This is a genomic window from Persicobacter psychrovividus (assembly GCF_036492425.1).
Lineage (GTDB): Bacteria > Bacteroidota > Bacteroidia > Cytophagales > Cyclobacteriaceae > Persicobacter > Persicobacter psychrovividus.
Genome location: NZ_AP025300.1, coordinates 63,796 through 77,892, shown reverse-complemented (window position 1 = coordinate 77,892; position 14,097 = coordinate 63,796). Strand labels below are relative to the sequence as shown.

Below are 14,097 nucleotides of genomic sequence, written 5' to 3'. Positions count from 1 at the left end.
CCTAACCATTTTTTTAATCAAATAACAATTTTTTATGAATAGGACTATATTCCTAAAGAAGAGCAAATGGGTTTTGTTCTTTTTTCTACTTATTATTCAATACCCCAACGTTGCCGTTGGACAAAATCTAATTAATGGAACGGTAACCAATAGCACCGGAGTAGGGATTCCGGGTGTTTCTATTACCGTGAAGGGGACGACAAATGGTACAATTACTGACGTAAATGGTAGTTATCAATTAAGTGCATCTCCAAAAGATTATTTAAACTTCTCGTTTGTTGGCTTAGTATCGCAGGAAATTTTGGTGGGGGATCAAGTCATGATAAATGTGATCATGAAAGAGGATGTGGTTGATTTAGAGGAGTTTATTGTGATTGGGTATGGTGTCCAGAAAAAATCGGATGTAACAGGCTCTGTTTCATCTATTGAAACCGAAGGGCTAAAAAAGAACTTGAGTCCGAACATCGATCAAGCACTACAGGGAAGGGCAGCAGGAGTAATGGTTATTTCAAATTCCGGATCCCCAGGAGCAAATGCTTCTGTCAATATTAGAGGGATAGGCTCTGTAAATAATTCAGACCCATTGTATATTGTGGATGGAGTTCCTCTCGGAGATATTTCGACTCTGAACATGCAGGATGTTGAATCTATGGAGGTATTGAAAGACGCATCTGCAACAGCAATTTATGGTTCTCGTGGAGCTAATGGCGTAATCATTATTAAAACGAAGGGTGGTAAGAGAGGAAAGGCTATTTTTAATTTTTCTGGCCGATTAGGGGTTCAATCCCCGGGTAATAAAATTGATTTTGTAACGGCAGAGCAATACGCAAACCTGCGAAATCAAGCCCGCATGAATGATCAAATAAATTACCCTAATGAGGATTGGCATGCTATGCCTGAATTAGCAGATCCTGCGAGCTTAGGCAAAGGAACAGACTGGTTTGATGCGGTCACAAGGAATGCGGTTATCCGAAATAATCAATTCTCAGTATCTGGTGGTAGTGAGAAGGTTACGTATTATATGTCTATAAATGAAATGCTCCAGGAAGGGATCATGAATGGAACCGATTTCAGCCGTTTGACTTTCAGATTAAATAATAGCTATCATTTAAATAAAGTTTTGACGATAGGACATAACATTAATATTAGTAATAGTAAACGAAATATTATTCCTGAGTGGGGGATGGGCAATGTTAGCAAACAAAAAATCCTTACCAATGCATTAGGCCATGAACCCATCACTCCAGTTTACGATCCAAATAATCCATCGAGTAAATACGGTTATACAAAATTGGGTGGGAATTATGAGAATCCGGTTGCTCGTGTAGATTATCACAACGAATATAACAAGCTATTTAGTGTTCAGGGAAATATTTATGCAGATTGGAAAATAAATGATAACATTACTTTTCGTACCAACTATGGTCTTGTGGCTGCCTCAAATGAATATAGAAATTTCACCCCTAAATATGAGGTATCCCCCCTTCAATTTACAAATAACTCTTCCTTGAATATAACCAACGGACGTCAGTTTTCCCAAACTTGGACGAATACGCTAAATTATATCTTGAGTTATGGGAATCATAATTTTACCACCTTGGTGGGGCAGGAGTTTCAAACAGAAAAATACAGTGCAATTCAAAGTGGGATAATGGGTATTCCTGATAACATCTCAAAGCCCTCATTCTCAGCAGGGGATATCAGTACCGCAACCGTAAACGATAATTTATATGAGAGTGCCTTACTATCTTTTTTTGGTAGGGTAAACTACAATTATGCAGATCGATACCTCCTAACAGCCAATCTTAGAATGGATGGATCGTCTAAATTTGGCGCGGATAATCGTTGGGGGATTTTCCCATCAGTTGCAATGGGTTGGAATTTGCATAATGAAGATTTTTGGCCAAAAAACAGCATTATTACACATACTAAGTTAACGGCAGGGTATGGTAAAATCGGTAGTCAGAATTTTGGCAATTATATGTATTACAGTCAGATTAGTGGTGGCCAATACTACTTTTTTGGATCAGGTAATCACTTGCATACAGGAGCTGCTCCTTTAATGTTAGGTAACCCTAATTTAAAATGGGAGGCATCCGTAACATCCAACGTTGGTGTAGAGCTGGGCCTGCTTCAAGATAAGATCACATTAGGCGTGGAATATTATGATAAAACCACTACAGATATGCTACTTCAGATTCCAATACCAGATTATTCAGGAATTCAAACAGCACCATGGACCAATGGTGGTGAATTAAAAAACTGGGGGTGGGAATTTACAGGTACTTATAAACACCAGGTAAGTGAAAAATTCTCCTTCAACGTGGGGGGAAATTTCTCTTTACTAAGAAATAAAATGATTGATTGGGGTACTGAAAATGGATTTGTTGATGATGGCCAGTTTAGAGGTTTTCCTCTTTTAACCAGAACACAAGCTGGTAGGCAGATGAGTGAGTTCTACTTGTTAAAGACGGACGGAATATTTCAAAATGAAGAGGAGATTCGGGAAAGTGCTCAACCGGACGCCAAGCCGGGAGATATCCGATTTGTTGATACAGATGGCAATGGGCAAATAGATGATAATGACAGAGATTATTGTGGACCTGCTCTTCCAAAATTGACCTATGGATTTAACCTCAATGCGACCTATGGTAACTTTGATATCACAGCATTCTTTCAAGGTGTGCATGGAAACAAGGTATTTAATGGTATGAGATATTATTCAGATCGTTCAGGGGTTTGGAATATGAACCCTAATTTAATGAATTCATGGCATGGAGAAGGTACCAGTAATACTATCCCGAGATTAACAGAAAGAGATGCAGAAACCAATCTTAGGGCTTCTGATTATTTTTTGGAGGATGCATCCTTCCTAAGGTTGAGGAACTTAGAAGTTGGATATAATATTCCTTCCACCGTTACAGATAGGTTAAACCTTCAAAACATTCGCTTATCGGTTAGTGGTCAGAATTTATTTACTATTACCAAGTACACAGGCATGGATCCTGAAATTGGAAAAGAACCTATTGATCAACTCGCTTATGGTATTGATCGAGGAGTTTATCCTCAAGCTCGAATTATTTCTTTAGGATTAAATGTAACTTTTTAAGAAAATGAAAATCATCAATTTATATATCGTTTTAATAGGTTTGATACTGGTAAGTTGTACTGAGGCATTAAATCAAAAACCCTGGGGCGTTGCTTTGGAGGATGAGTTCTATAAGACACAGGCTGATGCCATTTTAGCGATTGACGCAGCTTACACTCCCTTATCTTGGTTACAAGATGCTTTTGATTCAAACATGGCTTCATTGGATTGTTCCTCTGATGATGTGTTTAAAGGGGGAGGGCATGCTGGAGATCAAAGTGCGTTAACGGAGTTCTCACTCTTCCGAATTACCTCATCCAATACAATCATAGCAAATCGGTGGAAGAATGCCTATCAGGGAATTTTTAGGGTTAATAAAGTCTTGGACAATATCCCGAATATAGCCATGGATGAAGATCTAAAAAGTAGGATTTTAGGAGAAGCCCATTTTCTAAGAGCTTATTTTTACTTTGAATTAATGGTTCAATTTGGAGGTGTTGTAAAAATTGAAAAGGCACTGAAACCGGGTGAATATAATTTAAGTAGATCAACTCAAGCTGAAATCGAGGCCTTTATTGAGCATGATTTGGAAATAGCGGCCAGCCTGTTACCAAAAAAATCAGAGTATAATCAAGATAAGGAATTAGGACGAGCCACAAAGGGAGCAGCTATCGCCTATTTAATCAAGCTAAATGCAATGAAGCAAGACTGGGCTCAGGTAGTTAAAGACTGTAATAGGTTGTTTAATCTGAATGAATATGAGCTGGTTTCTAACTATGGGGATATTTTTCAACCTACTGGAGAGCATTGTAAAGAATCTATTTTTGAAGTAAACTATGGTGAAAATAGTATTGCTGGATGGGGAAGTAGAAATCCAGGTTCTTGGACTGCGGTAAGCTTTACCCCGAGAACTCAAAATGGTGCGGGCTTTTGTCAAGTTACTACGGAGTTGGCCAATAGTTATGAGCAAGGAGATCCTCGAAAAGATTTGAGTATTTACGAGTTTGTTAGTAATGATTACGGAACCAATTTGTATAATCGAAAATATTCATGTGCTCCATATTCTGATTATCCATGGCCTGTTAATGGTGTTAGTCACGGAGGTGTCAATACTCGTTTAGTACGTTTAGCCGATATTTATTTACTGTATGCTGAAGCCGAATACCATTTAGCTAATGAGGACAAAGCTCGAGAATATGTCAATAAAGTCAGGAAAAGAGCCCGAGGAGGAAATAATAATGTTCTGCCTGATATTACGGAAACAGGAAACTCTTTGTTAACTAAAATATATCATGAAAGGCGGGTCGAATTAGCTGGTGAGGGGATAAGATTTTGGGACTTAGTTCGAACCGGTCGAGCAGCCAAGGTTCTAAAAGATAAGGGTTTTATTGAAGGGGTCAGTGAATTGAGGCCTTTACCAAATAAGGATGTTCAAATTTCCAATGGATTATTAGTGCAAAACCCAGGATATTAGTTTCAAATACCTGACCTAAATTAAAAGATACATTCCAAATAAATATTGAACCCCATTTTTGTTAACTACGAGAATGGGGTTTGTTTTTGTGAATTTTTGGGGCGATAAAAGTAACCCATATCTCTCGAACTACAAGACCAATGAGCGTATCGGATATCCTCGAAGCTGCGCTGCTTTTTCTTGGCAGATATTCCACACTTTATGCATCCAACAACGCTGTGATTTGGTATCATGAAACTGCTCATCAATAGCTTGCCTATCGAAAATTTACAAATTAAAATCGTTGGGCTAATTTTAGGATTTGATACTGTAAAGGTCGCAGAAATTAATAAGAAGGAAGTGGTGCAAAAAGTGAGCAATGGCTTTCAAATAGCTGCCTAAATTGGGCACACAGATTTTAAGGTCTTTCAACAAACTAAAATAAAATCCCCCCCTTATTGTAAATTAATTTTGACCATTACTGCGTGCAGAAAAGCTAAATTTAGGCTTTAAATCCTTTGCTTCCTCAATTGTGGGGAAAGGCTTATTTTTTAGCATTGATATATTTTAACATGAGATCATTTTTGTTTATTTTTTTTCTTTTAGCCTCAGCCTGTGGTGGTAAATCTTATGATACTAAGGTCAATTCCCCTGATGCAAAAAATGAAATTTCATTTAGTATAAATGAACAAGGAGCTTTGTTTTATTCCATATCACATAAGGGCAAGCAGGTCATCAAGCCATCAGTACTCGGGTTTCAGCTAAAAAAATATTCGTTGAAGGATGGCTTTGAGGTGGTAAAAACGACTCAAGAAGAAGACAATAGTAAGTGGAAAACAATTTGGGGTGAGCGGGAGACGGTACAAGATCATTATCGGCAGGTAACGATTAAATTAAGGCAAAAAAAAACAGGCATTCTTTTGAATATAAGCGGCAGAGCCTATAATGATGGGGTAGCTTTTCGTTATGAATTTCCATCTCAAGAAAAATTGAATAAGTTCACGATAATGGATGAGTTGACAAGTTTTGATTTTGCCGGGGATTACAAAGCATGGTGGAATTTTGCTGATTATGATAATTATGAAAAAGTTTATTACCACTCCCCAATATCCCAGATTGGTGATACCGTGAATTTCGAACGTCGAGTAGGTAAAGAGGAGCGTGCAGATATGTGTAATACACCATTAACGATGGAAATCGCTGATGATTTATTGATCAGTATTCATGAGGCTAATTTGGTGGACTATGCAGGAATGAACCTGTTGAATACACATGATGGAATAAAATTAAAAGCCAAATTAACCCCTTGGAGAAATGGTGATTTAGTACGAACAAAGGCTCCTATGCATACGCCTTGGCGTACAATTCAAATTGCAGAGAAAGCAGGGGATTTAATAGAGTCAACCATGATCTTGAACTTAAACCCACCTTCTGCAATAAAGAATTCAGATTGGATTCATACCTCAAAGTACATTGGCCTTTGGTGGGAAATGCACACCGGGCGCTCATCATGGGCAGAAAAGAGGCAATTTGGGAAAAAATTACCAGCGAGCAGGCCACATGGAGCGACGACCAAGAACGCCAAGTATTATATTGATTTTGCGGCAAAGCATGGTATTAAAGATGTATTGATCGAGGGGTGGACTAAAGGATGGGATGATATGGAGCCAGACTGGAAAGGTTATGGTATTTTTGATTGGGAGACACCAGCTACTGATTTTGACCTGGATGAGGTCACCAAATATGCTGCTGGAAAAGGAGTACGAATGATGGCTTACCATGAAACTATTTCCGACGTTGATCATTATGAGCCTAAAATGGATCAGCTTTATCGAGACGCTTACAATAAAGGCATTAGGGTGATTAAAGTTGGATATACGGGCGATGTGAATTACAATTCTACTGTGCCAGGTAGTTATGCACAACATCATCACGGGCAGTATATGGTGCGTCATTATCGTAAAATGATTCAAACAGCCGCAAAGAATAAAATCATGATTATTAACCATGAACCTATCAAATTTACGGGAGAGCAACGTACTTACCCTAATTTATTGGCGCGTGAAGGCGTTCGAGGTGGGGAGTATAATGCCTGGAGTAAAGGAAATTCTCCAGAGCATGGCGTTATTCTTCCGTTTACTCGCATTTTGGGTGGGCCAATTGATTATACAGTTGGTTACTTTGAAGTGATGTTACCGGAAATATCATGGGCAAAATTTGAGCCCAGGATTAGATCAACTGTTGCCAAACAGTTGGCCTATTTTATTACAATGTATAGTCCAATTCCGATGGCTGCGGATCTGCCTAAATTTTATGAAAGAGATCTGGAAGCCTTTCAGTTTATCAAGGATGTAGCGACCAATTGGTCAGAATCAAAAGTACTTCATGCAAAAATTGGTGATTATCTCACAATGGTGAGAAAAGAACGGGGAACAAATGATTGGTATTTAGGCAGTATTACCGACGAAAACGCTCGCAACTTAACAATTAATTTAGATTTCCTTACAAAGGGGATAAAGTACCAGGCAACGATTTATGCCGATGGAGAAAATAATGATTGGAAAACAAAGCCATATAAGGTAGATGTCATTAAGAAAGAAGTGACTGCTGCTGATCAGTTAAACATCAAATTGGCTGCAGGAGGAGGGCAGGCGATTCAATTTAAGGCAATTGAAAATGCAAAGTAAGCAGATACTTATATTTTTCAATCTGATAAATTGGGCCAATTTCAGCCAAGGTTACTCACCTGATACCGTTGTTTTGGGTACCAAAAATTTCTATTAAAGGATGTTCCTGGCTGACAATTACGAGAGCTATTTTTCGGTTAATTAAATAATCATAGCCATTGACCAAGACCCACTTGCTGCTGAGACCATCCAAAACCTTTTAGCGCAATCTTTCCTCAATCGTGTTGAAGGAGCTGGTCAGCTTGCCGCAGTCAGCAATCAATACGATCGATTAGTATTAACACAGGATGGTAATCAAAGAGGAAGTAATTTGGCGATGTACACAAAGTATGATGCTTTGAATCGTCCTATTATGACAGGATTTACATCTTTACAGGAATTATCGGGTAATCCTAATAATGACGAATTATTGATAGAGAGTATCAACACTTCAATTAATGCGGTAAGTTCTCGTTTCGAAATAAGGGATGGTAGTGACGAAGGATATACAATGAGTCAAACCTACCCAGTCAGTCCAAATAAGGAGCACCTTCTTACGGTTACCTATTATGACCAATATGGGAACGAATCCTTGTCTCAGCCTGAGACTACGGGAACGCCTGGTACAAATCCGCCTTCAGGAAACTACGAGAGCATTTCAGGAAATCAAAGTTTTTCTTCTGCATCTCAGGCTACGAGTAGTCAATATTATGTGAAAGCTGGTGGTTCATTAACTTTTACAGGTGATTTCCAATTTAGCGCTGCTACATATGGTTCTTTATCGGTTTATAGTGAGGTATTACCAACGCAAGGAAATGAAACCGACCTAGTAAAAGGCCAAATCACCACCACCAAAACCCGTATCTTAGATCCTTCGAAGGATACGAACCTATACTTAGGCGACTGGCTGACGACTTCTACCTTCTATGATGAAAAGTACCGACCTGTACGGGTGATCAGTGAGAATCATTTGGGTGGAAAGGACATCATCGAAACGGAATATGATTTTGTGGGAACGGTCTTGGCGACTACCCGCACGCATCAAGTTCCAGGAAAAGCTGATGTGGTGATTAAGGAATCCACGGAGTATGATCATGCACTACGTCCTTTGCATGTGAAGCACAAGGTAAATAATGAACCTGAGATTACTTTGGTTTCCTATGAATACAACCAATTGGGGCAACAGATTGGTAAGCATTGGCATGGAAATGAGGCTAATGGTATCTCAACAATGATGAACATTCGTGGTTGGACCACCTCGATTGCACATAAGAGTGAAAGCAAGTACAAGCAAGACATAAAATATTATGAAGGCTTGACTGCTGATGTTACCCCTCAATACAATGGGAATATAGCCGCGATTGAAGCGACTAATAATGGGAATGAACAAGCCTACAATTTCAGCTATGATGCGTTGAATAGGCTGACTGCGGCGAATAGTCCATCTGATAAGCCCAATTATAGTGTGACGGATTTGAGTTATGATTTGAACGGGAATATTAAATCGTTGAATAGACTTCACCCAGATTATCATAATATAAACCCAATCGATGCTCTTTCATATAACTATGAAGGGAACAAGTTGCTCAACGTGCAGGATGCCAGTGATTTTAATGATGATAAAATTGTAAAGGATTTTCAACAATTAGGTTCAAGTGATTTGACGGCAGAGCATTATGGGTATGATAAAAATGGCAATTGATAAGAATAGTAAGATAGACACAATCATCTATAATTTTCTTAACTTACCTCTGGAGATTGTTTTTGAAAAAGAGACAGGTCAACAGGAATCGAAATCGATAAAATACATGTATGATGCATTTGGTAATAAGCTTAATATGGAGAATTCAGCGGGCGAAATGTCTGATTATATTGCTGGCATTCATTATAATAAGGGGGATTTAAGCTTTGTTCAGACTCGTGAAGGAAAGGTTGAGAGAGAACAAAATGGTAGTAATTTTGAATACTCTTACAACCTAACCGATCATTTAGGGAATGTTCGCCAAGTCTTGAATAAAGATGGAGCGGTGCAACAATCCACGGATTATTATCCGTTTGGGTTAGTCGCCCATGGTGGCTCTACTGCAAAGAATAGGTATTTATATAATAACAAAGAATTGCAGGAGGAAACTGAATGGCATGACTATGGTGCGAGGATGTATGATGCGCAGATTGGGAGATTCTTTACCCAGGATAGGTTTGCTGAGAAATATTTAGACCTTACTCCTTATCAATATGGAGCAAATAACCCTATTAAATTTATTGATGTGAATGGGGATTCAACTGTTGTTACTATATCAGGGACAGATACCCAATTTATGAAAACAACAAATAATCAAGAAACGTATCAAGGCTATAAATTAAGTGTATATGAAAACTTATCTTTAGAACAGTATAATCAATTAAAGGAAAACGGTGAATTACCAGATCCATCATTTTCTACTTATGTTGGTCGAGATGCCCATTATGTGAAGAGGAAAGGGAAAGCAATAAAGCATTCTGAAAAACGGTATGGCAGTAATAATGAAGCTCCACCAGGTGAATATTATATTTTTCAAAAAGGAACAAATGGAGATGCGACTTCTGGTAAATATAACCTTTATATTGGTGACGAAAATGGTAGCCGTATTATTAATGGCAAGGATGGAGTTAGAAAAGGAATTGCACTTCATGGATGGGATCCTAGGTTCAGTCAAGGTTGTCTAACAACATTCAAATCGGGATCAAATGGAGGTGTTTCTAATATTATTAATGCTATACCTGATCTTACTGATGATAGTCAGCCTGTTCGCCTAATTATAGAAAAAAGACCTGTGGTTCCTTTTGAGAAAGGAGGACAATCTTTAAGGATAGGAATAAAATATGGAGTACCATATAGTCGTGAATTTTTAAATCAATAGATATGAAGTATGTAATAATTTTCCTGATTGTAGTATTTTGCAACGATGTTTTAGCTCAAAGAACAGTTAATAAACAAGATTCAATATTTATATATAAAACTTTATTGTTTGTGAATGACTCTAATTTCAATCAGACTAATTTAGATGAGCCATTTATTGAGGAGTTTTGGGAAGAAAATAAAATAGAAGCATTAAAATATTATAAGGAAGCTGCATACATTAAATCAATATCAATTGTGGATAGAGTTATAATGATACATTATTTACCTATTTCCGAACAATTAGAGCTACATCAATGGCTTATGGACAATCTAGAAAGTAAAATAGATACTGTTTCTTACTATAGAGTGTTGGATAGTGACTATGGTTTAAATTATTCAGACTTAAATATCCCTAAACAGTTAGTGTACAGGTATTGCCCTCAATGTAAATATGATTAAATTAAGTATAAGTTTATGTGTTACCCTAAAAACTGTGTATAACGAGCCATTTTTTGATAATTTTTGTCTTGTTCTGAAATAACTTGGCACCTTATAGCGACTTTTTCATCTGATTGCACTTTCTAAATTTTGTACTATGCCAAGTATATGTTTTAGAATGCATTTCGAGTTGACACCAAGTAACCACGGGAAATTTCAAAATTGGTGGTAAACCAAGTTCGAGGCATATAATACCATTCAAAACACCACAACAGATCATGGACATCACCCATGATCTGTTTATTTTTATACTTATCACAAAAATATCAACTATGAAATACAAAACGCTCATTTTGCTCTTATTCATTTTCACGGCTATGAACAGCTTCGGGCGGCCTTATGTCGGTCGGAATATCATGTTTGGTAGTGGTCTGAATGAAAGTAATAAATAGGACCATATGGGTAGTTTGGCTAAATCTTCGGATGGTGCATTTCAGAAATTGAAGGTAGAGGTTTTTGGAGGAAACTGGCATTATCGGGCTTTGGGTACCCGTAACTATTTGATTTGGGTTAGGGATTAGGAGAACCATACCCATGCTAATGCATACGCATGATTTGATCTAAAATCCTTATATTGCACAAGTAAAACCTAAAGCGCATTATGAAAGCATTAGCCATCGGCACATCAGATTTTAGAAAGATCCGATTAGAGGACTGTTATTATATCGATAAGTCATTGTTCATCGAAGAACTAATGGAGGGAAAAAGTCAAGCCTTACTATTCCCACGTCCTCGCCGATTTGGTAAAACGCTCAACATGAGCATGCTGAAATATTTTTTCGATATTGATCATGTCGAGGAAAATAGAAAGCTTTTTAAAGGTTTAGCGATTGAAAATTCTCCTGCATGGGAACACCAGGGAAAATACCCCGTGATTTTTTTGACGTTTAAGGATTGGAAGTTGCCGACTTTTAGTCAAATGATGAGTCGTTTGGGGGGGATATTAGCTGATCTTATAGATCAAAATTTTCCCTATTTATTGGATTTTGAAGGACTTTCACCTCGAGAAAAAAAATACTTAAATAAGGTTTATAACGAAGAAGCCGACGAAACTTCCTTATCCGCTTTTTTGAAACATACCGCCAGCGCATTAAAAAAATACCACGGTACCGCCCCAATCCTCTTGATCGACGAATACGACGCTCCGATTCATGCCGCCCATACCCACGGGTATTTACCTGAGATGCTCAATTTCATGCGCAATTTTCTTTCGGCAGGCTTTAAGGACAATGAGCATTTGACCAAAGGGATCATTACGGGCATCTTGCGAGTAGCAAAGGAAAATATTTTCTCAGGCCTGAATAATATTACGACCTACTCGATTTTGAATCGTCAGTTTTCGGACAAATTTGGTCTGACGCAGGCGGAAGTAGATCAGTTACTCACCGATGCAGACTTTACGGAAGATCGGGAGAAGGTTGCGAATTGGTACAATGGTTATGCTTTTGGCGGCACCACGCAGATTTATAATCCATGGTCAATTTTGAATTATGTTGCTCACATCCCTGATGGGTTACGGGCTTATTGGGTCAATACTTCTTCCAATGAATTAATACAAGAGATCTTACCGAAGGCAGATAAAGCAACCCAAGATATTCTTTTCGATTTATTGAAAGGCGAAAAGGTAGCCGCGCAGATTGACGAGTTTACGGTTTTCAATGACTTATATGCTGGGCGAAAGACGACGGTTTTAGGTCTGTTATTATTTAGTGGGTACCTGACGGCAGAAGATCGCATCGATCTAAATACCTATGAATTGCGCATCCCGAATCAGGAGATCAAAAGTATGTTCCAGAATATGTTGCAAAATTATATCGGAACGAGCATCACCCAAGCCAAAGACACTGTTCTGATACAATCGCTATTGGAGCAAAGGGCGAATACTTTTGCCGAAGCGTTGGCACAATATGTAAAAACATCTTTCAGCTATTTCGACATTGGAAAAGAGGGCAACACAGAAAAGATCTACCATGCTTTTATGCTGGGTTTGCTGGCACATTTGGACAAAAATTACTACATCCGATCCAATCGGGAAGTCGGCTACGGTCGTGCAGATATCTATTTTTACCCAAAAGATACGACCAACCCTAAAGCTTGGATTTTGGAATTCAAGAAGAAAGATGCCGATGACAAGGGAGATTTGAAATCCCTTGCCGAAGATGCACTAAAGCAAATCTATGACCGTGACTATCTCGATGAAATCAAAGCCCACGGACATACGGAAATTTTATGTATGGGCGTTGCTTTTGAAGGTAAACAGGTGGTTTGTGCTTTTGATCGTTAATCCCTGATTATGAGCGACTGCAACTTCCTCAATTTACCCCAAAAGGTTATCATTAATGGTGAGGAAATTACCTATCTTTATGATGCGGCGGGGAATAAGTTACAATTTAGTAATCCCGGTGGTAGTACGGATTATATTGCTGGAATCCATTATGAAGATGGAGCCTTAGCATTTGTTCAACATAGAGAAGGAAAGTATGACTTAAAAGGAGGTAAATATTTCTACAACCTAACCGATCATTTGGGGAACGTACGCCAAGTCTTGAATAAAGATGGAGCGGTGCAACAATCCACGGATTATTATCCGTTTGGATTGGTGGCTCATCAAAATGGTGGTACGGTTGGAAACAATAAGTACCTATATAACAACAAGGAGTTGCAGGATCATACAGGTTGGTACGACTATGGTGCGAGGATGTATGATGTGCAGATTGGTAGATGGCATGTGGTGGATCCGTTTGTTGGGCTTTCGTTTAGTCAAACACCATATCATTATGTTTATAACAATCCGATAAACTATACTGACCCAAATGGGATGTGGACTGTGGAAAAAGATGGTAGTATAAAATCGGATAGTGAAGAGGAAGCTCAAGCTTTATTTAGAGCACTTCAGGCTCAACAGAATCATAATGATGGTTTTGAGCTTATCGTGGATACTTATGAAGGCGGAAATAAAGGAGATGAAGCATTTCGATTTGTTTCTAATGATGGTAAAATGACTCAAATAGCTTATCAAATGACAGACAGAGGAACAAGCCATAAGCATAGTAGTGGAGACTCTTGGTCATTTGGTGGTTCATTTATTGCGGGGGTAGGAGCTGAGTTTTCAGTAGGTAAAGTTTATGATGGATACGGTAATAGTAATTGGTTTTGGAATATTAATGGCGGATTTGGATTTGATATAGGAATTAGCTTTTCCGCATCGGAAGTATCAAGTTTATACAGAAATAGACCGTTTGAAGTAAATGATTGGGAGGGTGAAGGTGCTGGCTATTTTCTAGGCTCAGAATATCTTTCGGATTTATCATTTGCTAAATCTTGGAATACTCCAAAAGAAAATCGTAGGAATATGTTAAAATTCTATCATGCCACTAATCCTAGAAAAGTTGGGGCTACTTATAGAGCTACGGATGTAGGTATTCCATTACTTGGTGGTTTTGATGAATTATCCTTTCCAGTATCAGGAGCATATACATTTGGTGTTACAAGGTTTTTTTAAAAAATATAT

The 14,097-nt window shown here is 38.2% G+C and carries 9 protein-coding genes; all 9 read left to right on the top strand.

What is annotated here, in order from left to right; genetic code table 11:
* The first annotated feature begins 34 nt into the window (after positions 1–34).
* The 9 genes from AABK40_RS22830 (at position 35) to AABK40_RS22790 (ending at position 14,088) form a co-directional block, all read left to right on the top strand.
* Entirely contained in the window at positions 35–3,109 is a 3,075-nt protein-coding gene (locus tag AABK40_RS22830; protein WP_338399475.1) for a SusC/RagA family TonB-linked outer membrane protein, read from the top strand.
* A 4-nt stretch (positions 3,110–3,113) separates the two neighbouring features.
* Positions 3,114–4,562, top strand: coding sequence for a RagB/SusD family nutrient uptake outer membrane protein (locus AABK40_RS22825; RefSeq protein ID WP_338399474.1), 1,449 nt, complete (start codon positions 3,114–3,116; stop codon positions 4,560–4,562).
* A gap of 231 nt (positions 4,563–4,793) precedes the next feature.
* Positions 4,794–4,943, top strand: a complete 150-nt coding sequence (locus tag AABK40_RS22820; protein WP_338399473.1) for a hypothetical protein — start codon at positions 4,794–4,796, stop codon at positions 4,941–4,943.
* Positions 4,944–5,113: 170 nt separating this feature from the next.
* Positions 5,114–7,228: a glycoside hydrolase family 97 protein gene (locus tag AABK40_RS22815; protein WP_338399563.1), complete on the top strand. Its 2,115-nt coding sequence runs from the start codon at positions 5,114–5,116 to the stop codon at positions 7,226–7,228.
* 352 nt (positions 7,229–7,580) lie between these two features.
* Positions 7,581–8,909, top strand: coding sequence for an RHS repeat domain-containing protein (locus AABK40_RS22810; RefSeq protein ID WP_338399562.1), 1,329 nt, complete (start codon positions 7,581–7,583; stop codon positions 8,907–8,909).
* On the top strand, positions 8,899–10,107 hold the full coding sequence (locus tag AABK40_RS22805) for an RHS repeat domain-containing protein (RefSeq protein WP_338399560.1): 1,209 nt from the start codon (positions 8,899–8,901) through the stop codon (positions 10,105–10,107). Before AABK40_RS22810 ends, AABK40_RS22805 begins: the two co-directional genes overlap by 11 nt.
* A gap of 2 nt (positions 10,108–10,109) precedes the next feature.
* A complete protein-coding gene (locus tag AABK40_RS22800; protein ID WP_338399559.1) occupies positions 10,110–10,547 on the top strand; it encodes a hypothetical protein in 438 nt (145 codons plus the stop codon).
* Between the two features lie 640 nt (positions 10,548–11,187).
* The gene (locus AABK40_RS22795; protein WP_338399558.1) at positions 11,188–12,870 is read left to right on the top strand and encodes an AAA family ATPase; all 1,683 of its coding nucleotides are present in this window, start codon (positions 11,188–11,190) and stop codon (positions 12,868–12,870) included.
* A gap of 9 nt (positions 12,871–12,879) precedes the next feature.
* Positions 12,880–14,088, top strand: coding sequence for an RHS repeat domain-containing protein (locus AABK40_RS22790; RefSeq protein ID WP_338399557.1), 1,209 nt, complete (start codon positions 12,880–12,882; stop codon positions 14,086–14,088).
* Positions 14,089–14,097 lie beyond the last annotated feature (9 nt).